Consider the following 21,694-nt stretch of genomic DNA (forward strand, 5'->3'; position numbering starts at 1 on the left):
GATCATGACACTATCGTTGCTTGTTTATTCAATTGCTCAGCGAAGAATGCGTGCAACGATGAAAAAGGTAAAGGCCAGTATTCCGAATCAAATAAATCAGGCGACTGAAACACCAACATTGCGTTGGGTATTTCAATGTTTTGAAGAAATCAACCTAATTTACCAATCGAATAACGATGTTAATAACCGAGTGTACATCGATAGTTTGGATGAGTTAAGGAGAAAAATCATTCATCTTATCGGTGGGCATGCTGAATATTTGTATAAAATAGAAAAAGTCAGCTAGGGCTCTGATCAATGTCTGGTAAATTTTAAGTGCATTAATTCATTTGCTATTATGATAGCAATTAGTCACTTGCATTAAGAAAACAAAAAAGCCTCAAATTATTAATCATTTGAGGCTTTTTTTATGAGCATAATTAACCCTGTGTTTGCAATCCTGCAATTTGATGCCAGAAACCATTACACTCTTTAGTTGCTAATTTTACCGGATCGATGCCGACACTTAACGCATCACGGTACTGTTTTAGAATGGTGAACGCTTGAGTATCTGATGGACTGAGTCGCACTACGTTCACTAAACCTTGCATTGAGGGCAAGTCGTTAATCAAGTTATAACAGTAACCCGATTGTGTTTGAATACCATTCAAAATAAATACTTGCTGATCTTCCTGCGTGGTAGTCGGACGACCTTGTGGGTATTTAATACAACAAAGTTCACAATCATCTTTCGCTTTATTTTCTGAGCGCGCAGTAAAGCAACGTGCCGAGTAAGCCAGTGGCATAAAACCATGTGCAAACACTTCAATCTCAAATTGTGAGCGAAACCCTGAATCTTCACAGTCAGAGACTATTTTTGCTAACCAGTCACGGGAAAGTTCAACAGGCATCACCCAGCGTTGCATCCCTTTATTAACAAATATCTTTAAAACCGATGCGTTATAACAGTTAATTGCAGGCCCACAGACAAAAGGTACTTTTAGCTCACTGAGCAGTTGAATTGCCCCCACATCATTGGCTTCAACACTTAACTCTCCGTTTTCACAAAGCTGTTTTAATACTTTTACTTCAGAAGGTGCTTCAAGCAGTGCCATGCTTGAAAGAACAATCTCTTTGCCTTGGTTGTTTAACTCTTTTGCTAAACTTATCCAATCGCGGGTTTTAAGCTCGCGACGTTTACTGCATACCGTCTCACCTAAGTAGATAACATCCGCTTCACTGTTTAATGCTTGTTGATAAAAGTCTTCAACATTCTGTTTTGGCCAATAGTATAAAAGTGGCCCTAATGATAATTTCATGTGACTTCCTATTTTTGTTCGCCTATTGCCATTTTCGATGATATGCGCCTAGCGTCGTTTGACTGCCCTCTGAAACATTCGCTAACACACTATCCCATTCATCTTTGACTTGATATTGGTCGGGGTTGGCTTTGTAGCTATCAATGGCTGCCCGCCATACTTTTGTTATCTGCTCAACATAGGCTGGGCTACGCTGACGCCCCTCTATTTTTACCGAGCAAATATTCGCTTTCACCAATTCAGGCAACATCGATAAGGTATTTAAACTGGTTGGCTCTTCAAGAGCATGATAAAGGTTGTTATCAACATTAAACTTACCTTTACACAGCGTGGGGTAACCCGCTTTTTCATCAGCTTGATAACGGTCGATTAAAATATCATTGAGGCGTGACTCAAGCCCTTTATCTGTTTCACGCCAGCGTACATATTTGGCAGGCGAGCATGCACCAACCGTATTGGGAGATTCACCCGTAAAATAGGAGGAAAGATAACAGCGTCCCTCTGCCATAATGCACAAACTACCAAAAGCAAAGACTTCCAAAGGCATATCGGTATTACGGGAGAGCTGTTTTACCTGTTGAATCGATAAAACACGCGGAAGCACGACGCGTTTAACATTAAAATTCTGTTGGTAAAAATCAATAGCAGCGGTATTGGTCGCTGAGGCTTGTACACTTAAATGTAATTCAAGATCAGGATATTTATTGGCTGCATAATCAAGAGTCGCGATATCAGCAATAATGGCGGCATTTGCACCCAAATCAACACATTTATCTACCGCATTTTTCCAACGTTTTTCGCCCCCCGGGTGTGCAAAGGTATTAATAGCGACATGCAGATGTTTATTATGATCATGTACATATTGTGCGCCTTTAACGAGTTTTTTATCATTAAAGTTAAGCCCTGCAAAATGACGCGCATTAGTATCATCTTTTAGGCCGATATAAACGGCATCTGCGCCACAATCGATGGCTGTTTTTAATGCAGGTAAGCTACCTGCTGGGCAAAGAAGTTCCATAACTGTTCCAACTGCTTTTCAAAGAGGCACAATTGTAAAAACTTCGACAAAACATTTATTGATGTAGGGCAGGGTTGAGTGATTCTTTAGGGCATATACTGCTATTTTTAACCAAGAGAATCATCATGTTCAAACCTCTATTAAATAACTTACACCATCAACTGGTGAAAAATGCCCCTCACATGCTTTCTCTACCAAGTACTTTACTGCCTTTTTTTATTCAGAAAAAATTATTAGGTGAGCTATTAGCGAGACTTTTTAAAGAAGCGATTGAGGAGGGGGATCTTGAATTTTTAACCGATAAATGGCTCAAGGTGGAAGTGACGGATCTTAAACTCACTTGGTTTTTAAGTTTTAGCGAAGATAAATTAGTCATTGCAGCATCAAGCGAGCAAGTCGATGTGAGCTTCTCAGGTGAGGTAAATGAACTTATCTTAATTGCAGGGCGTAAAGAAGATCCTGATACACTGTTTTTTCAACGCCGTTTGTCGATTCAAGGTGATACAGAGTTGGGGTTAGAAGTGAAAAATCTTCTTGATAATATCGACTTTGATAACCAACCTGAACTACTCAAACAAGCGATTCAACGTTTTTCTACTTTTGTACAACAAGGTATGAAAGCGCCACTTATAACAGCAACCATTTAACAATACTTTCGCCAAAATGAAAACCACCCCATTTTGGCTGATTTTTTTGCCTGTAAGCATTTTATTTTTATTGGTATAAAATTCCATTTTAAGCTTAAATAAAAATTGGCGAAAGTATTGTTTAATCAAAGTGGTTGAATATTCAAGATTTTACCGTTAGATTGTGAATGAAATGTAACAAAATAATGGGATCAACACCGATGAAAAATACGTTTAATGGTTAGAATAACACTGATTATTCTTTCATTTTTAATCGGCTTGCAGTTTACGCTCAATCATCAACTCCCTATTACACTGAGTTACTTTTATGGTGCTATCAATCTACTCACTTTTTATATTTATTACCTGGATAAAATAGCAGCACGTAAAGGGCACTGGCGAATTAAAGAGACGCAGTTACACCTTCTGTCACTCTTGGGTGGCTGGTGGGGCGCATTGATCGCACAACAATTTTTGCGCCATAAATCGATTGAAAAATCTTTTTTAGTGGTCTTTAGTTTTACATTATTGGTCAATGTTTCTGCACTCGCACTCTTTCTTTATAAAGGAAAATAATGAAAATATACGCGGATATTAAGTCAGGTAATTGTTATAAAATTGCGCTGTTATGTGCCTTATTAGAGATAAGGCATCAATGGATCCATGTTGATATTTTAAAAGGTGAAACACAAAGCGCAGATTTTTTAGCGAAAAATAGTAATGGTAAAATTCCACTTTTAGCACTTGATAGTGGTGATTATCTCGCAGAGTCCAATGCAATATTAAATTATTTAGCACAAGACAGTCAGTTATTACCCGCCGATACTCTGCAACGCGCAAAAGTATTACAGTGGCAATTTTTTGAGCAATACAGCCATGAGCCTTTTATTGCTGTGGCGCGCTATATCAATCTTTACCTTGGTTTACCACAAGAGAGAGCAGATGAGTATAAAGGCCTGCAAACTGGTGGTCATAAAGCATTAAGTGTCATGGAAAAACAGCTCAGTAAAACAGACTATTTAGTGGGAGATAGACTCACTATTGCCGATATTTCACTTTATGGTTATACCCATGTTGCACATCAAGGGGGATTTGATTTAAGCCAATATCCCGCTATTCTAGCTTGGTTAAAACGTATTAAATCGATGCCACTTTATATTTCGATGCAGGACTAACCGTGCAAACAGATATCACTTTTTCATACTGCTGAGGTACATCAGAAAACATTTGATAAGTTAATTAAAAAACATAAACCAAGTTTAAAAGTAAAACATATTGTTAGTAGCGCATTGCTTGAAGAGGCGGTAAACAAGGGCTTAACAGAGAGTGTACAAACGAAAGTTAATGCCTTGTTTAAAATTCAATCTAAGCAGAGTAAGCTTGTCGTATGTACCTGCTCAATCTTAGGTGGAATTGCTGAAAACATATTGCTGGATAATGGTAAGCATGTTATTCGTATTGATCGGGCGAGGGCAGATTTAGCGGTTAAATCTGCCCGTAAAATATTAGTATTAGCAGCACTTGAAAGTACATTAACACCCACAAAAGCATTAATGTTGAGTTCGCAACAGAGACAAAACAAGAAAAACAGCAACATTACGATTGTATCGTATTAGCACAAGCTTCAATGGCTGGTGCGGTTGATTTGATCAAAGAGAAAAGGGTGCTTATATTAAGTAGCCCTGACATTGGCGTGAAAGCATTATTAAAACAATTGTAGAGAAAGCCAATGTAGAGCTTTAACTCTCTTTTTTCCTCAGTCGCTTAGTCTCCTCATGATGAGTAAACATCGTATATGTAAGTAAACCGTTACAAACGGTTAATAAACTAAAACTTCAATTTTTTCCCAATCACGTATCTTCTTTTAGGCAAGTGTTATTTATAGCGATTACATTAAATAATTGTTTAGTGTTGCTGGTTAAAATCAACCATCTCTGGCGGTTAAATTTATGAAAGTCGTAACCATTAAGGAATTAAAGTCTTTATTTAAAATCTCCCAATAAAGGAAGAAAGGAAGAAAGAAGTTACTTCTTAAAAGGTTGCAGATCACGCAGTGAGTTGGTTAATTTTTCTTGCACAATACAAAGCCACAAACTTAATGTATTTGCTATTAAACCCATTCTGTCTAAATATAAGGAAGATACCATGACAATTGAAACAACTATGCCTCCTGAAAAGCCGACCTCTATCTGGTCGTTTTTCACGCGTGGTGTTAGCACATTATCAACCGTAGGTCGTGCATTAATGCTACCTATCTCCATTTTGCCCGCAGCAGGTTTATTACTCGCATTTGGTGACAAACTTGATATTCCTCTGATGGTTGGTGCGGGAGATGTTATTTTTAGTAATCTGCCTCTGTTATTTGCTGTTGGTGCTGCCGTAGGGTTAACCAAAGAGTCGGGCATTGCCGCACTGGCTGCGGTGATTGCGATGTTAGTAATGAACATGACCATCGGTGTACATGCAGGGGTTACACAAGAGATGGCATTAGCTGGCGGGGCTTATGCATTAGTATTAGGTATTCCTAGTTTACAAATGGGGGTGTTTGGTGGCCTGATTGCAGGTGTGCTTGCTGCTAATATGTACAATCGCTTCCATACTATTCAGTTGCCTGCTTTTTTAGGTTTCTTTTCTGGTAAACGTTTTGTGCCTATTGTGACCGCTTTTAGTGCTTTTTTATTAGGATTAATTCTGCCAAGTATCTGGATTTATGTACAAGGTGGTATTGATGGTATGTCGGAAATTGTCAATGGCAGTAATCAAGCATTATCCACGTTTGTTTTTGGTTTTACCGAGCGCGCCCTAATCCCATTAGGATTACACCATATTTGGTATCCCACTTTTTGGTTTAGCTTTGGTGAGCATACAACCGCAGCAGGCGAACTCATTAATGGTGACCAAACCATCTGGTTTAAAATGTTAGCTGATGGTGTGAAGGATTTTAGTTCTGAAAGTTATCAAGGTGCAGGCAAGTTTATGCAGGGTGAATTTCCATTGATGTTATTTGCATTACCTGCCGCATGTTTAGCGATGTATCACGAAGCAAAAACAAAAAATAAAAAGTTTGCTGCAGGTATTCTTTTTTCAGCCGCATTAACTTGTTTTTTAACAGGTATTACAGAGCCGGTCGAATTTACCTTTATTTTTGTCTCGCCTTTACTGTATCTCTTTAATGCGCTTTGTACGGGGTTTGCTTATATGTTTATGTATCTTTTGGATGCGCATTTAGCAAAATCATTTTCAGCAGGGTTCATTGATTACATTACGTTAGGTATTATGCCTGCATCAAGTGGTTTTGATACAAAGCCTTTTGCTGCTGTGATCGTGGGTGTGCCAATGGCTATTATGTATTACTTTACGTTTCGTTTTGTTATCCGTAAATTTAACGTACAAACACCAGGGCGTACCGATGAGTTACAAGAGGAGATCACGTTAAGTGATGAGCAACTCACTAAATTGACACTTGATTTTGTCGGTGGCAGAGATAATTTAACCTCGGTCACCTCATGTATTACGCGCTTACGTTTAGAGGTTAAAGATGTCTCACTGATCAATGATAAAGGGTTGCAAGATATTGGTGCAATGGGTGTTATCCATGTTGGCTCACATGGCGTACAAATTGTTTATGGTGCTAAAGCACAGTTTGTGGCAGATAGAATTAATAATCATTAATTTTTGACTATCTGAAGGTTAGCCAGTATTTGTTATTCATATAGGGATATACTGGCTAATTATTGAGGCGTATTATGAATAAAAAAATATTAATTGTTGATGATAGTGAAGAGTTAACCGATGCCTTAGGCGAATATTTAAGTCAATCGGGTTTTATTATCAGCATCGCTTTTGATGGCGAACAGATGAAACAGATATTACAGAAAACTGAGCATGATTTAATTATTCTCGATGTTAATCTACCTGGCGATGATGGTTTTACTTTATGCGCTCATATTCGCCAGCGTTCAGAGATCCCCATTATCATGCTTACTGCCGCCAGTGATGAAGTGGATAGAGTCACTGGATTAGAGATTGGCGCAGATGATTATGTAACCAAAGACTTTAGCCCACGCGAGTTATTAGCACGTATTAAAGCTATTTTTCGGCGCGTAAAGATGCAAGGGAAGTCGCATCTCGTGCACCATATACCCTTTTCGGGTTGGTGTTTAGATACCGTATCACGGCTGTTAATCTCTCCCCAACAGGTAACAATCAAGTTATCAGGATCAGATTATTCACTGCTATCGTTATTTCTCAATAACCGTAATATTGTGTTAAGCCGAGATGAGATTGCACAAAAGATCTGGGGGCGTGATATAGAGCCTTTAGAGCGTGGCATTGATGTGCAGATTTCAAGATTACGTAGTCATTTTAATGATAAACAACATAAGATGATTGTAACTGTGCGTAATGAAGGTTATGTATTTGCAGATAATGATTAACTTAAACCGTTTTCGCCCCCAATCACTAGCTACTCGCACCAGCCTATTTTTGCTGGTGGTTATATTAAGTGCAGAGTTTATTGCAGGTTTTATCTGGTATCAGCAAAATGAGAAAAAACAGCAACAAGGTTTAGTGAGTGTAGTGAACAGCCTTGCGTTAAGTGCTTATACCACTATCTCCTACTTTAGTGATCTTCCTTTAGAGTATCGCGTGCTGGCACTTAACCAACTGCGTAATATGGGCGGTAGCCGTTTTTTTGTTTCCCTCAATAATCACCAATTACCGCTACAAACTATTGAGCCCTCTGCAGGTAAACGCTTGGTGTTGAATGAGCTTTATAAGTCACTGTCCGCCAAACTGCCTGAAGTACCTCTGTTTATCGATATCAGCAAACGCCGAGATTTAGTGGTCTTTGATGCCGAAATAAATTTTGATCAGTTGCCCGTTAAATGGCGTAGCTCTAGTTTGTTATATAAAGAGCTTAACCCCCCTATTATTGTGATTCAGGTACCATTATCAGAAGATGAATGGTTTTATCTTGCTGCTATTTTACCTGAGCCTTATGTGTTGATTAATAGCCAATTCATCACCTCTACTCAACTGTTTTTTATGGCAATTTCAGCCTTGGTTATTCTGTTTTTAACCTGGTTTATTGTGCGCCGAGAAATTAAACCGATCGCAAATTTAGCGAATGCTGCTCTGCAGATGGATGGGAAAATAAAAGTTTCTCCTTTGAAAGAGCAAGGTAGCCAAGAGGTCAGAACCGCCATTAAAGCATTTAACAAAATGAATCAGCGTATCATCACTTTCACTTTAGAGCGAGATGTCCTGTTTAGTGCAATTTCACATGACCTGCAAACCCCACTTGCTTGTTTGAAGCTACGCAGCGAGATGTTAGAAGATAAGCGTACCCGAGAGAAGTTCCAGAAACTATTAAATGATATGGCATTTATGCTCAAAGGTGCCTTGCATTGTATTAAGAATACCGATATTCATGAAGATATGTCTCCTGTTGATTTTGTTGATTTAATCCATTGTTGTAGTGAGGTTTTTGACCGTTCTCGTATACAACTCACTGGTCAGCAACAACATCTATTTATTGCCAAACCTGTTGCAATACAACGTTGTTTGCAGAATATCATCAATAATGCAATGAAATATGCACAGCAACTTACTATTACCATTGAAGACAGTGAGCAAGCTCTATGGATCACCTTTAAGGATGATGGCCCTGGTATTCCTGCAAAGCTTTTAGAGAAAGTTTTTGAACCCTATTTTCGTTGTGATGAACGCGCTCAACTTGCTGGTACTGGATTAGGATTAACCATTGCGCGTAATATCGCACGTATTCATCGTGGTGATATTAGCTTAATTAATCGTTCGGGAACGGGTTTGACAGTCAGCCTTATTTTATATCGTGATTAAACTGTTGCGTTATTTACCACTCACTCTCTATTTTCTCTCCTTTAATGGTGTGGCACAAACACAGGAGTTATTACATTGGTGGTCAAGTAAAGGCGAATTGAAAGCGCTACAAACAATTGAAAAAATTATTCAACAGGAAAATAAGCAGATTCAACAGCACTATTGGCAAGTGAATGCTATTGTAGGAGAAGGGGGATTATCCGCGTCTAAAGTGTTACAAACGCGTGGTTTAGCGGGCACGTTACCCACACTTGCGCAACTTTCGGGCACTGAAATTACCACTTGGGCAAAATTTGGATTATTACAACCATTAGACAATACGGCCAAACAGGAGAACTGGGAGTTGTTGATGCGACCATTAGCGTTGCAAGTTTCCCGCTATCAAGGGCAATATATTGCACTGCCTTTGGCTATTCATCGTATTAACTGGTTATGGACAAATAATCAGATTTTTAGACAACAGCAGCAAATAATTCCCAAAAGTGTTGATCAGTTTATCGCTGTCATTAAAGTATTTAACGCACAAAATATTAAACCGTTAGCGATTGGTAATCAGCCGTGGCAGATTGCTATTTTATTTGAGAATATCGCATTAGGGTTAACCAGCAGTACTTATTATAAAAAAGCGTTTGTAGAACTTGATAAACAGGCGATCAAGGCTGAAAAAATGCACTTTATTTTAAACAAATTCCGTGAAATTTCTTTACTAATTAAACCCACCATCAGCAAACAAAGCTGGGAAAATGCCACGCTAACGCTTTTGCATCATCAAGCCGCTATGCAACTTTCGGGTGATTGGGTTTTGGGGGAGATTATTGCCATTGATGATGATGCGCTCTCATATATTAATTGCAGCAACGCGCCAGGTACAGAGGGCACTTTCATCTATAATATGGACAATATTGTACATTTTAAAAACAGCAACAATCAACGTCAAAATATGGCAGCCCAAAAAGTACTCCGACAATTATCCAGTAGCCAGTTACAACATGATTTTAGTAAAGCAAAAGGGGCGTTACCTGCACGTATAGATGTAGATATGAGTGATTTTAATCGTTGTACATTACAAGCAGAAAAAGATTATACAATGGCCAAACAAAACGCCACATTATTACCCTCAATGACGGACTCAATGGCGGTTAACCCAGTTATACAAAAGATGCTCATTAATCAAATTTATACTTTTTTTAATAACCCCAATATTAGCAATCAAATTTTTATTGATAATTTTACTGCCATTGCATCGGGGAGCTCTATTCGCTAATGCAAATATTATCCCCACATGAAGTGTTCATGGCAATGATTTTAAACATGTAGGGAGGGAAATAGCTCTGATTAATAGAGCAAACTATACAGTTTACGGCGATATTCACTGACTAAACTTGCATCATCAATGGTGGCTAAAATATCTAACAGTGTTTTTTTAGTTTCACCATTTTCATAGCCTAAATCGGTTAACAAAATATTGTACAGTAATGCCAGTGCCTCACTGTTTCGATTCGCTTGGTTATATTGAATCGCGAGTTGATACTCGATAGCGGTTTTATCTGTTGCATCTTCAAGCTGTTTTTCAAGGGCAATGATCTCGGGTGTTTGTGATGACTGTTTCGCTAATTCTAACTGTGACATCAAGCTGTGATAGATCATATTTTGATCCGCCATCGGAATTGTTTCTAATAGAGGTGTTGCACTTTCAAATTCCCCCAACGCTAAATAGACTTGTGCGAGTGCCAGTTTAATCTCACTCTCTTTAGGCGAAAGTTCGTTTGCTTGCAGTAGGGTAGTTTTAGCTTGCTCAACGTCACCTTGAGCAAAAAGTGTTTGTCCTTGTTGTAATAATAGTTGTGACTGATCGGGGGTATGCTTGTTAATAAAGTCACGAATAAATTGCTCAGTTTGTTCACCCACAAAATCATCTGCACCTTGCCCATCGATAAACATAAAGACACTGGGTATACTTTGTACACCAAAATGGCTGACAATTTGTTGCTCTACATCGCAGTCGATACGCGCAACAACAAACGCCTGTTCGTCCTCTGCATGAATTTTATCAATCAGTGGCAATAATTCACTACAGACGGGGCACTGTTGTGACCAAAAAACCACTAAAACGGGTTTCTCTTTTGAGCCTTCTAAGATGATTTGTGGAAAAGTAGAAATACTAACATCATGATTATTAACTGACATGCAGACCTCAATAGATATAAAAAAGTTCAATTGTTGTTAGATTATCTTCTTATTCGTTGAACACAAGCAACAAAATACAATTTAAGTGCAATTTTTATCGTTACAAGCTCAATCTATGCGCTTTATTACTTGTTTTTAGGGGCGCGCAAAAGTAACATTAAGGCATTATAATGAGGAGATTTTCATATGTTAACAGGTAGTATTGTCGCACTCGTGACCCCAATGGATAAAACTGGCGAAATTGATTTTCATGCGCTTAAAGCGCTAGTAGAATTTCATATAAAATCTGGCACTAGCGCGATTGTTGCCGTCGGAACAACGGGGGAATCTGCAACACTTAATGTTGATGATCACGTTAAAGTGGTCATGAAAACAGTTGAATTTGCTGATGGCCGTATTGATGTCATCGCAGGCAATGGTGCTAACTCAACGGCAGAAGCGATTATCTTTAGTAAACTATTTGCTAACAGTGGCATTGTAGCAGGGTTAAACGTGACCCCTTATTACAATAAACCCACACAAGAGGGTTTATACCAACACTTTAAAAAAATTGCTGAATCTTCTGATCTTGCCCAAATTCTCTATAACGTGCCTGGGCGCACCGCTGTTGATATGTTGCCTGAAACGGTTGCGCGCCTCGCTAAAATAAAAAATATTATTGGTATTAAAGAAGCAACGGGCGATCTCAATCGCCTCCACGAAATCAAAGCACTAGTCGCAGATGATTTCCTACTATTTAGTGGTGATGATGAGACCGGTTGTGATTTCATGTTACAAGGTGGAGATGGTGTTATCTCAGTAACCACCAATATAGCGCCTGTGCAGATGAGTAAAATGTGTGAGTTTGCCCTTGCTGGTAAGACGGAGCAGGCACAAGAGATTCATCAACAACTGATGCCAGTTCATCAAAATTTATTTGTTGAATCAAACCCAATCCCTGTAAAATGGGCATGTGTAGAGCTAGGCTTAATTCCTTCTGCTGATTGCCGTTTACCGTTAACTATTTTAGCGCAAGCACAACATAGTATTGTCCGTGATGCCTTAACAAAAGCAAAGTTACTTTCATGAAATTAACCTTTATACACCGCCCATTTAACAATAGCCGTAGCATAGCTGCGGTTATTGTTGCGTTATCACTCTCTGGGTGTATCCGCTTTGATACACGCATGCAAGCAAATGGCTCATTTGATTATCAAGATGCAACACTGATTGAACCGTACCAAACGGGTAAATTAAGTAATGATGAAGCACGAAATACTTACGTTATTCCCACCTTAACCGATGAGCAGAAAATGGTTGGTTTCGCTGCCGGAAATGTTGATGTTCGCCCTCCAACGCAACTGATGGCTGTCCTTGATGGGCTAATATTAGAAAAAACCGAAGATGGTAGTACTAAAATTTGGTTCAATGCATTTAATCAACAAGAGGATATGCAAGCTAAAGTATGGGAACTACTTGAGTCCTATTTAGCAGAGAACAATGTTGATATTGCTAAGAAAGATAAATCACTGCAGCAATTAGAAACGGGCATCTTTTCAGAAAAAAGAGTTTTTGGTAGTTACTTCAATGAAAATACCATTATAAAAGAGTCCTCTTATCTATTTACTATTGAAAAACAGCAAGAGGGGCACAGTGTTGCACTGACGGTTGATGCACTCACTTATCAAGAGAGCAGTGATGGTAAAAAATTAAAAATAAACTTAGTGGGTAGTAGAAAACAAGATATCGAGCTTCGTTTTGTGAATGACTTACTGGCCTACGCATATCATATCAAAGAATCGGATCAGCTTAAACAGGCAGATACACAGCCACTTGCAATCAAATTAGGCTTTGATGATAACCATCAAAGCACATGGATTGTAGATAACGAATTCTTAGATACATGGCGTAAGTTACCCGCACTGTTTACTCTACTTAATTTTACCATCGTTGAAGAGGATAAAAATTTAGGTTACTTCTTACTGGATTACAGCCAACCCGACGATAGTTACTGGACAGAGAATAACTTAAATCATTTTGAACTTGATAACGGAGAATACTTTATTCAACTCGGTGAAGTGACAGGAGGAACAACGTCTATTGCTTGGCTAGATGAAGATAAAAAACCATTGCCTGATCAAAAAATAACAGAAATTTATCTGAGCATCACCGAACAAGTGCGTGGTGTTTTATTAGAAAAAGATAAACAAACCAAAGAGTTTTAACTTAAGTTAGACAAAAATAAAACCAACGGCTTAATCACCTGTTGGTTTTTTGTTTTCTTGTTTTAATTTCTCCGCCTGTTTTTTTTCTGCAATCTCTTTTAAAATACGTTCCGGAATTTTTATTTTTGCACTTTGCTTTAACAACATTAAGTTGCTAATAATGATCCCAAGTACCAATGCGATAATTAAAAAAACACCCCAACCATTCACATCATTCTCCTTTTATATTTTAGATAAAAGAAAGCAGAAACTTAATTCTGCTTTTAATTTTTTAATTATTAATTTTAACGTTAGTCTACTAAACCATATTGGTCACGTAGAACGTCAATAATTTCTTCTTTAGGATTTTCACTCAGTACAATTTTCTTACCAATAATTTTTTCTGCAATACCGATGTAGGTTTCAGAAATTTTCATCAATACCGTTTCAGGCAACGCGTTATCTTTTGCTAACGCTAAACGCTCAACCATACGATCTTTATTTAATAAAATATCAGGATCTGGGAAATGCTTTAAAAGCAGTTGGCGAAAATCTTCTTTTGAATTTTCAACAATTTTTCCCTCACGCAATGCGGCACCATCCCAGATGCGCGATGAATCAGGCGTACCGACTTCATCCATGTAGATTAATTTTTCATTGCCCGCTTTATCAGTGACATAACCAAATTCAAATTTAGTATCAACAAAAACTTGATCGATCTTAGCAAGCTCACTACTTATTACATCAAAACCCTCTTTTAATAATTTCTCATAGAAATTAATATCAGAAGCATTGGCAAAGTTAAATGCGCTAAAGTTATCTTCAATATTTTTACGCGTGATATTGACATCATCGACTGCGGGTACGCCGGGAATACCTTCTAAAATACCTTTGGTTGATGGCGTGATCAATAGCGCGGGTAGTTTTTGATTATTAGATAAACCTTCAGCAATATTGATACCACAGAATTCACGTTCACCTTTCTCATATGAACGCCACATTGAACCAGTAATATATTGACGCGCAATGGCTTCAATCATCACAGGTTTTGCTTTTTGTACGATCCAAACCAAAGGATGTGGGATATCAAGAATGTGACTCTCTGCTAAGCCTTGCTCTTTGAAAAGTTTAAACCAGTGATTTGAGATAGCATTAAGTGCAGCACCTTTACCCGGAACACCATTCATACCACCTTCGCCATGCCAAATACAATCAAATGCAGAGATACGATCGCTGATCACCATAATTGCAAGAGGCGCATCGGTCGCAACATCATAGCCTTTTTCTTCAATTAAACGTTTACTGTCAGCATCTGTTAACCAATAAACAGAGCGAACTTTACCACTGTGTACAGGTTTGTCGGTGCGAATAGGGAGATCGTTATTAACGGCTAATACTTTGTTGGCAAGACTCATAAAAATTCCTTGTTTCTTTTTTGTCATCAAAGACAGTAAATACTGCAAATAAAAATTTGAGCGCGCAGTTTAACAGATAAATGATGACTTATCATGTCAATATTAAACGTAACAAAAGCCGCTATAAGCGCTGTAACTCATCGAGGATCGCTTGTAGCTTTATTTTAATAACGTGTAAATTGTTGGGTCCCATTCTTAACATTAATTTTTGTGTATCGGGCAGTGCTTCTAAAGTTTCGTCGGTATATTGATACATCACAGAGGGTGAGATAACTTCTAACTTGTAATAAATAATCGGTGTTTCAAGAAGATGTTCAATCGCTTTCTCAAAAGTGCCAGAAAAATGTCCCGTTGGGTAACCTATCTCTTGGTACGCTTGCTCTAAAAGTGGCGTTAAAAGTACATAAAGATCAATAAAAGCATCAATATCAATGGCATCTAGCGCATTTGCATAGCGTTCGTAACGTTGGTAACTATCAGTGTTAATATAAAGACTGTTTTTTTGTTTTGTCACCTTAAATTGACCATCAGGTTTTATGACTGGACTAAAATTAAGCAGTAACTCCCCTCGTGAAAAATTATCGATAAATACCACCATGTTTCTAATGATATCAGTAGAGACAAACAATGCTTTCTGTTGTGGTTGTGTTATTTTATTTAATAAAAAGGGATCAGATTCATGAAGTGTAGGCAGTGGCTCACTATTTTTTTCCGTTTCGGATACGCGGGTGATGACGTTAGGTTCTTTTTTTATGCTAATCGTGGTGTTAACTCTCTTTTTTTCACTAATATTGACTGTTATCTCAGGTTGTATTTCAGACTCTCCCCTTAACTCATCTTGAAAAGACAGTGGCTCAGAGAAAAAATAGGAGGAAAGATAGGGTGCAACACCCCCCACAACAAGTAACACACCCAAGATAATAATGATCACTTTTGAATTTTTTTTATTGTTAATATTTTCTTCTGCCATGAGAATGTTCCTAAATATTCATTGTAAATATTGTACAAAATTAAATACTTAAAAGCAGTTACTGCGTTTAAATATGTTATCTCATCCTTTGTTTTTATGGAAGAAACCTAGACGTCAATACAAAGAGCTAAAATATCCATCTAAAATAGACACTCAATTCTCACGGGTTATATCAGTTATCATTAAATTGATGGATAATCCCTTTACCCATCATCATGTTAAGAAAATAATGAGACAACAACTAAAAGCACTATCTGAAATAGTTGCACAAGCGAATGATCTATTTTACGAAAAAAATAAAACACACGATACCGTTATTGGCATTATGGATAAAAGCCTCCGTAAACAGGGAATGAATGCCGATGCAATCAGTGTAGATTGTATTCCACTTAATAAGAAAATAGTATTTTTACTGCATGATGAAAAACCTAAACTGGTTGATATCGCTTTTGGTAATAAAGAGGGAGATATCAGCACTTCATCACAGTTACAATTAGACACATTAAGCGTAAATTGCGTCGTTGAATTTATGAACGATTATTTTAAATAACTCTTTTTAAATCGTTCTTTCAAACAATTAAGCAATCAAAAACATTGCTCAGTATCTCATTATTAGGGTAGAATCGCGCCCCTCTTTTTAAGTCTCTGGAAATATAATGCGCGCTGATTTTATTGGTATTGATTTTGGTACAAGCAATTGTGCTGTGGCAGCTTGGGTTGATAATAAACCAACACTGATTGTGGTGGATGAGAATAGTGATACTCCCTTTAAGATTCGATCAGCAATCTATTTAGCCAATAATGAGTCGGGTGCAGTGAGCCAAAGTGGCAAAGCAAATGAACAAACCTTAAACGATATGTTAAATGCGGGTGATATATTATTTGGTGAACAAGGATTTAACGCCTTTTTATTAACACCACATGAAGGGCGCTATGTGAATAGTCCCAAAAACTTTCTAGGTGCTAAAATTCCCAAACGTTTGCTAGATAACTTTGAAACATTGGTGGTTCGTTTTCTTTCCTACCTGAAACTGTGTGCTGAAAAACAGTTAAAATGCACCATTAATAAAGTCGTGATTGCGCGCCCTGTAAACTATCACTCTACGATGGGGGAACTTGGCAATCAACAAGCTGAAGCTCTCATGTTACGGGCAGCCACTAAAGCGGGTTTTACACAGGTGCAATTTATCCATGAGCCACTGGCAGCGGCTTATCATTTTGAGCAACAAATTAAACAACCAACAAAAGCGATGGTGGTGGATTTAGGCGGTGGTACTTCCGATGTTACTTTTTGTTTATTAAGTGAAAATAAAGCCAATAATCTTGATCGTGATGGCGACATTTACGCCACAAAAGGGATACGCCAAGGAGGAATTGTCAGTGATAAACATTTAGCCAGTGGCATTATTTCTCCATTGTTTGGTCGAGGCGGGCGCACAGCAGATGGTCGTGCAATCCCTAACAGGCTGCTCTCTGGTGTTTATTCGATTGATAATATGCCTGAGATGGCTGATTTTTATACTGAAAAACGCGCGAAAGCAATCAGTGACTACATCGTTGCAAGTGATGATCCTCTGCCCTTAATACGTTTGCAACGAGTACAAAAACAGCGTTTAACACATCAGTTAATGCATGCGATTGAGCTTGCAAAAATTGAGTTAAGTGATCAATCGCATGTAAATTTAACATTAACTTTTATAGAAAAATCATTAGATGTGATGCTTGAACGTGAGCAAGTCGCACAGACCATGACAAATTGGCTAGAAAAAATGTTTATCATGATTGATGATGCCGTTGATGAAGCCAAGCAACAGCCAGAAATCATCTACTTAACTGGGGGAATGGGCCTGTCACCACTAGTACAACAAGCACTTAAAACGCGTTACCCCGTGGTGAAAATAACCGTTGCTGATGCCTTTAGCTCAGTCGTTTTTGGTGCATTGTTAAAAGCGAAACGGTTATATTGTTGCAACTAAATTAATTTCAGGCGGAAATTGAAAGTCTAATGCGTCTAAAATTCATCATAAAGTGCATCTAACGCACCATTTTGTATCTTCTTGTTTACTTTTTTTAAACAACTGTGCGCATGCCAAAGTACTTGTTGCATGCTTTCATAACAGCGGCGTTCATTTTTTCCATAGGCAAAGAAAGTCAACACCACTTGTTGTCCAATGCCTCCCGTATCGGGGCTATCACCAAGTTCGAGATAACAGGTCGGATTTTGTGACAAACCAATAGCCCCCCCGCGAAAAGCAAGTTTAGTGCTTGCAACAGATTGCAGTATACTTTGCATTAACCAGTCACAGCTTCGGGACTGACAGTTCTCAGGAATATCTCGAAACAAAATCATCAATCGAGCGGTGCATTTTTTTGCATAAGGATATTGATCATCACTATTTTCTTCCACTGCATTAAAAGTGCAATCATTACTTTCTAGTAATGATATCGGACTGTTTATCCATTCAATCAGCGAATAAAAAGTGTCCGTAAACGGCCATTTTTTAAAAGGCTGTAGATCTTCAAGTGAGTCACGTATTCGTTTTGGATTTTTCTTGAAATCAATATAAATATTGGACTGATCGTTTTCCATGGTCGTCCAAGGATGAGATCTTAATGCTGAATGTTCAGTTTGATTGGAAGTAAAAGCGTCCACAATATTTACCTTTTAAGAATGTAAGCCAAGCAGTTTGATAAGTGCTGTATATTAACAACAATCAGAAAAATAAGAAGCGCGCCGTAAATTGTTTGAGTTTAAAAGATGACAGACTGATAGAGGATGTTTTTATAAAAGAGGGAAGGTGTCGTCGTAAATGGCTCTCGCTCGGTTATTTTAAGAGGATAGAGGCTCCTCAAAAATAACATAGCCAGTATTTATTTATTACTTAGTTAATTGTTGTGATTGTTGAATGTTTTTTGTTGTCGATTCTAGTTCACGGTTTTGTTGAAACCAAAAACGTTTTCTACCCGTAGTACGCGCCATAGCAGGTGTCCTTCTGGGGATATTTAAAAATAAAACAGTACAATTTTAAAATTATTGGCTAACAAAGAAATATAAAACGACATGACACAAACAGAAGTGGGTGTTATTGGGTAAATATTTGTAGCGAGTAATGGTTAAGTTGTAGTGATTCGGTGAATTAAAGGCGCTGTAACGTTGACGTTATAGCACCTTTATTAGTTACAAATTAAATTGCAACTACGTTTGCAGCTTGAAGACCTTTTTCGCCTTGCTCAACTTCAAAAGAAACTTTTTGGCCTTCAGCTAAGGTTTTGAAACCTTCAGAAGCGATTGCACGGAAATGACAAAATACATCTTCGCCGCCGTTATCTTGTGCTAGAAAACCGAAACCTTTTGCTTCGTTAAACCATTTTACTGTACCAGTAGTTGAATTAGACATGATGTGTCCCTTATATAAATTCATAAAAAATTACCGCAAATGCGATGTGCTAAGAACTGAATTATTGAATGTTACGATGAAGCTAAGGGATACACTACGGACAACTACGATTACGCGGGAGTAACTGAGATAATAACTTGGACTTTACAATTTCATTAATAACTCTTATTTTTAGAGCGAGTAGATAATAACTTAAATAATGAATAACACCTAATTTTATTTACATAAAATTAAATAAAAAAAGTACGCTGTGCAATGAATAAGTATCTATTATTTTTAACCTGTTTTTATCTAAATTGCTTTGATCTAAATACTATCGCAAAAGAGAAAACCCTATAAACTAATACCTTAATAAATGACATTGCAATACTGCATCTTTAATAGGTTATAAATTATGATAAAACTGATCGCGCTGGACATGGATGGTACGTTGTTAAATAACGAAAAATGTATCTCTGAACGTAACTACCAAACGATTCAGGCCGCCAAAAATGCAGGGATCAAAATCGTACTGGCCTCTGGCCGTCCACTGCAAGGTTTACAGCCCCACCTTGAACATCTTGGTTTAACAAGTAAAGATGATTTTGTTGTCTCCTATAACGGCTCATTAGTACAACGTGTTGGCGGTGGGGAAGTGATACATAAAACCAGTTTAAAAGGCAGTGACGCAAAAGCTATTTTTGAAATATCACTGCAACTTGGCGTTCATATTCATGCCTTTTCTGTAAAGCAGGGGTTAATTACACATCAACACAACCATTGGACAGATATCGAAGCAAGGTTAAATGGCATCATCGCAACAGAGGTTGATTTTACTGAGCTTGATGATAATGAAGATATTATCAAAGTGATGATGGTGGCTGACGAAAAAGTGTTAACACCCGCCATAAAAAACCTTCCATCACATTTAAAAGAGCAATATACCGTCGTACAAAGCGCGCCCTTTTTCTTAGAGTTATTACACCCAACCAGTAACAAAGGGGTTGCTATCGAAAAGCTAAGTCGGCTCCTTAATATCAGTGCAGATGAAGTGATGTGCATCGGTGATGCTGAAAACGACCACGCGATGTTGGAATTCGCAGGACTTGCTGTTGCAATGGAAAATGCAGATCCGGCGACCAAAGCATTAGCAAACTACATCACTAAAAGTAATCAAGATGATGGTGTTGCTTTTGCGATAGAAGAGAAAGCGTTAGCGTCATAAATGATCACCCGTTTGGTACAAAAAGAGGATAAATATGAAAGCGCTACAGCAACAACTTGATTTTTTAATGCAGATTGACCAATTAAAAGCAATTTACCGGCAAACCACAGTAAAAAATGACAATGATCGTCAAGAAAATAGTGCGGAGCACAGTTGGCATATCGCGTTAGTCGCACAGGTATTACAACAGTATGCCGCACACAATATTGATATTAACCGTGTCACACTAATGTTATTAATTCACGATATTATTGAGATTGATGCAGGCGATCTTTTTGCTTTTGCACCGCAACAGCATCACCAAGAGCAAGCATTAAAAGAGCTTGCAGCTGCAGAGCGACTATTTGGTTTGTTACCTCATCAGCAGGGTGAACAGATGAAAACGCTTTGGATTGAATTTGAACAGGCAAAAAGTGTCGATGCACAATTTGCAAAAGCGATGGATAGAATATTGCCGTTGTTTCAAAATATGGCCAATCACGGAGGCAGTTGGGTTAAACATTCCGTTAAGAAGCAACAGATTTTAGCACGTAACAGTTACTTGCAAGAGAGCGCACCTAAATTGTGGGAATACACCTGTGCACAAGTCGATTTGGCGGTTAACAATGGTTGGTTGATTGATAGTGAGTAAATGATCTGCTGATAAACGTCTTTTGTATCAATATGGCGTACTAATTGCTTGTTATATAGTGACAAATAAATAACAAGGAATAAACAGATGACATCGTCCATCGCCTCGTCGCTACAAAATACGCTGGCAACAAGTGTTAACAACAGCAAAAGTACGCAGCAAACACAAACAACGAAAGAGGTGAGTGATGCCAGTAGCCCAGTGCCTAACACTGATAATAAGTTAGGCAATGGTGACTCGGTCAATTTGTCTAATCGTGCGCTTAAAATACAAAGCATTGCCTCAGAATTTTTCTCTGGTGGTGGTTTATCCTTGCAAGATATTCCTAACTACATTCAGCGACTACAAAGTGATGGTTTTTTAACAAGCGAACAAGCAGAAAAACTCGGCACATCAAGCAGTGGAAATACCACTGAACTTGGAGACAGTACCGTTAAGATAATAAATTTTATTGATAATTTTAAAAATAAAGTTGCTGAAAATGACAGCGAAGATTCACTGATTGCTATTTTAAATAAAGCTAAAAATATCATTAAAGACTTAGGGGAGATGACAGGCAATACCACAGTGTATGAAATCAAACTAACTGTACTAGAGCTTAACCGTTATTTAGAGAGTGATGAAGCATTACAATGGGATAAACAAGATATAAAATCATTAAAAGATATTAGCAGTATCCTGTCCGTAGCTAGCCAGTTAAATTTCAGTCCCAGTAGCTCTAAAGCAACTAACCGTTACTTGGCATTTTCAGGACGTTAAGTATAAAGTGGCGGCTCTGTTGTAGCTAATTGTTGTCTATACTTATAAATAAGACTTAACTGATTGAAGGTACTCGCAATGAAGACTAAATTATTTGTAAGTAAGCTTAATCTAATCACAAAAGCACTTTTCTCTATGACACC

The 21,694-nt window shown here is 37.9% G+C and carries 23 protein-coding genes and 1 pseudogene; 16 read left to right on the forward strand and 8 right to left on the reverse strand.

What is annotated here, in order from left to right:
* Window positions 1-286: pseudogene (locus G322_RS20320) on the forward strand (IS1634 family transposase); the annotation flags it as partial.
* Between the two features lie 133 nt (window positions 287-419).
* Here G322_RS20320 and G322_RS0108990 read toward each other — a convergent pair.
* Together G322_RS0108990 and ubiU are read right to left on the reverse strand one after the other, a co-directional pair.
* The gene (locus tag G322_RS0108990; RefSeq protein ID WP_022941466.1) at window positions 420-1,298 is read right to left on the reverse strand and encodes a U32 family peptidase; all 879 of its coding nucleotides are present in this window, start codon (window positions 1,296-1,298) and stop codon (window positions 420-422) included.
* A 22-nt stretch (window positions 1,299-1,320) separates the two neighbouring features.
* A complete protein-coding gene (gene ubiU / locus G322_RS0108995) occupies window positions 1,321-2,316 on the reverse strand; it encodes a ubiquinone anaerobic biosynthesis protein UbiU (RefSeq protein ID WP_022941467.1) in 996 nt (331 codons plus the stop codon).
* Between the two features lie 125 nt (window positions 2,317-2,441).
* On the opposite strand from ubiU, the gene ubiT reads away from it, so the two are divergent.
* The 8 genes from ubiT to G322_RS20330 all read left to right on the forward strand — a co-directional run bounded on the left by ubiT (window position 2,442) and on the right by G322_RS20330 (window position 10,068).
* A complete protein-coding gene (gene ubiT, locus G322_RS0109000; protein WP_022941468.1) occupies window positions 2,442-2,963 on the forward strand; it encodes a ubiquinone anaerobic biosynthesis accessory factor UbiT in 522 nt (173 codons plus the stop codon).
* 216 nt (window positions 2,964-3,179) lie between these two features.
* Entirely contained in the window at window positions 3,180-3,518 is a 339-nt protein-coding gene (locus tag G322_RS0109005; protein WP_022941469.1) for a DUF1294 domain-containing protein, read from the forward strand.
* Window positions 3,518-4,117 (forward strand): glutathione S-transferase family protein, encoded by a 600-nt coding sequence (locus G322_RS0109010; protein WP_022941470.1) that lies wholly within the window; start codon window positions 3,518-3,520, stop codon window positions 4,115-4,117. Before G322_RS0109005 ends, G322_RS0109010 begins: the two co-directional genes overlap by 1 nt.
* A gap of 114 nt (window positions 4,118-4,231) precedes the next feature.
* Window positions 4,232-4,558, forward strand: coding sequence for a hypothetical protein (locus G322_RS20325; protein ID WP_022941471.1), 327 nt, complete (start codon window positions 4,232-4,234; stop codon window positions 4,556-4,558).
* A 529-nt stretch (window positions 4,559-5,087) separates the two neighbouring features.
* Window positions 5,088-6,614 carry a PTS transporter subunit EIIC gene (locus G322_RS0109030; protein WP_022941474.1) on the forward strand — a complete coding sequence of 509 codons (1,527 nt, stop codon included), beginning with the start codon at window positions 5,088-5,090 and terminating at the stop codon, window positions 6,612-6,614.
* 74 nt (window positions 6,615-6,688) lie between these two features.
* Window positions 6,689-7,378: a response regulator transcription factor gene (locus G322_RS0109035; protein WP_022941475.1), complete on the forward strand. Its 690-nt coding sequence runs from the start codon at window positions 6,689-6,691 to the stop codon at window positions 7,376-7,378.
* Window positions 7,371-8,804: an ATP-binding protein gene (locus G322_RS0109040; RefSeq protein ID WP_033422086.1), complete on the forward strand. Its 1,434-nt coding sequence runs from the start codon at window positions 7,371-7,373 to the stop codon at window positions 8,802-8,804. The genes G322_RS0109035 and G322_RS0109040 overlap by 8 nt, the downstream gene beginning before the upstream one ends.
* A 4-nt stretch (window positions 8,805-8,808) precedes the next feature.
* Window positions 8,809-10,068 (forward strand): ABC transporter substrate-binding protein, encoded by a 1,260-nt coding sequence (locus G322_RS20330; RefSeq protein WP_169337471.1) that lies wholly within the window; start codon window positions 8,809-8,811, stop codon window positions 10,066-10,068.
* A 71-nt stretch (window positions 10,069-10,139) separates the two neighbouring features.
* On the opposite strand, the gene G322_RS0109050 is transcribed toward G322_RS20330, so the two are convergent.
* Window positions 10,140-10,991 carry a tetratricopeptide repeat protein gene (locus G322_RS0109050; RefSeq protein WP_022941478.1) on the reverse strand — a complete coding sequence of 284 codons (852 nt, stop codon included), beginning with the start codon at window positions 10,989-10,991 and terminating at the stop codon, window positions 10,140-10,142.
* A 186-nt stretch (window positions 10,992-11,177) separates the two neighbouring features.
* Here G322_RS0109050 and dapA point away from each other — a divergent pair, with 186 nt between their 5' ends.
* A complete protein-coding gene (dapA, locus tag G322_RS0109055; protein ID WP_022941479.1) occupies window positions 11,178-12,059 on the forward strand; it encodes a 4-hydroxy-tetrahydrodipicolinate synthase in 882 nt (293 codons plus the stop codon).
* On the forward strand, window positions 12,056-13,195 hold the full coding sequence (gene bamC / locus G322_RS0109060) for an outer membrane protein assembly factor BamC (protein ID WP_022941480.1): 1,140 nt from the start codon (window positions 12,056-12,058) through the stop codon (window positions 13,193-13,195). Before dapA ends, bamC begins: the two co-directional genes overlap by 4 nt.
* 30 nt (window positions 13,196-13,225) lie before the next feature.
* Here the strand turns inward: bamC and G322_RS20335 are convergent, their stop codons facing one another.
* The 3 genes from G322_RS20335 to G322_RS20340 form a co-directional block, all read right to left on the reverse strand.
* On the reverse strand, window positions 13,226-13,405 hold the full coding sequence (locus G322_RS20335; protein WP_022941481.1) for a DUF2897 family protein: 180 nt from the start codon (window positions 13,403-13,405) through the stop codon (window positions 13,226-13,228).
* Between the two features lie 80 nt (window positions 13,406-13,485).
* Entirely contained in the window at window positions 13,486-14,589 is a 1,104-nt protein-coding gene (locus G322_RS0109070; protein WP_022941482.1) for a phosphoribosylaminoimidazolesuccinocarboxamide synthase, read from the reverse strand.
* A gap of 121 nt (window positions 14,590-14,710) precedes the next feature.
* The gene (locus G322_RS20340; RefSeq protein ID WP_022941483.1) at window positions 14,711-15,559 is read right to left on the reverse strand and encodes a DUF3014 domain-containing protein; all 849 of its coding nucleotides are present in this window, start codon (window positions 15,557-15,559) and stop codon (window positions 14,711-14,713) included.
* Window positions 15,560-15,788: 229 nt separating this feature from the next.
* On the opposite strand from G322_RS20340, the gene G322_RS0109080 reads away from it, so the two are divergent.
* Window positions 15,789-16,109: a hypothetical protein gene (locus G322_RS0109080; RefSeq protein ID WP_022941484.1), complete on the forward strand. Its 321-nt coding sequence runs from the start codon at window positions 15,789-15,791 to the stop codon at window positions 16,107-16,109.
* A 106-nt stretch (window positions 16,110-16,215) separates the two neighbouring features.
* The gene (locus G322_RS0109085) at window positions 16,216-17,535 is read left to right on the forward strand and encodes an Hsp70 family protein (protein ID WP_022941485.1); all 1,320 of its coding nucleotides are present in this window, start codon (window positions 16,216-16,218) and stop codon (window positions 17,533-17,535) included.
* 35 nt (window positions 17,536-17,570) lie between these two features.
* Here G322_RS0109085 and G322_RS0109090 read toward each other — a convergent pair whose 3' ends face one another.
* Complete coding sequence (locus tag G322_RS0109090; RefSeq protein ID WP_028866541.1) at window positions 17,571-18,212, reverse strand: hypothetical protein; 642 nt, start codon at window positions 18,210-18,212, stop codon at window positions 17,571-17,573.
* Window positions 18,213-18,744: 532 nt separating this feature from the next.
* Window positions 18,745-18,957, reverse strand: a complete 213-nt coding sequence (cspE, locus tag G322_RS0109100) for a transcription antiterminator/RNA stability regulator CspE (RefSeq protein WP_028866542.1) — start codon at window positions 18,955-18,957, stop codon at window positions 18,745-18,747.
* A gap of 394 nt (window positions 18,958-19,351) precedes the next feature.
* Here cspE and G322_RS0109105 point away from each other — a divergent pair, with 394 nt between their 5' ends.
* The 3 genes from G322_RS0109105 (at window position 19,352) to G322_RS22230 (ending at window position 21,551) form a co-directional block, all read left to right on the forward strand.
* Entirely contained in the window at window positions 19,352-20,161 is an 810-nt protein-coding gene (locus G322_RS0109105; protein ID WP_022941488.1) for a Cof-type HAD-IIB family hydrolase, read from the forward strand.
* 34 nt (window positions 20,162-20,195) lie between these two features.
* Window positions 20,196-20,792, forward strand: coding sequence for an HD domain-containing protein (locus G322_RS0109110; RefSeq protein WP_022941489.1), 597 nt, complete (start codon window positions 20,196-20,198; stop codon window positions 20,790-20,792).
* Between the two features lie 87 nt (window positions 20,793-20,879).
* The gene (locus G322_RS22230) at window positions 20,880-21,551 is read left to right on the forward strand and encodes a hypothetical protein (RefSeq protein ID WP_022941490.1); all 672 of its coding nucleotides are present in this window, start codon (window positions 20,880-20,882) and stop codon (window positions 21,549-21,551) included.
* The last annotated feature ends 143 nt before the right edge of the window (window positions 21,552-21,694 follow it).

The organism is Psychromonas hadalis ATCC BAA-638, assembly GCF_000420245.1.
Taxonomy (GTDB): domain Bacteria; phylum Pseudomonadota; class Gammaproteobacteria; order Enterobacterales; family Psychromonadaceae; genus Psychromonas; species Psychromonas hadalis.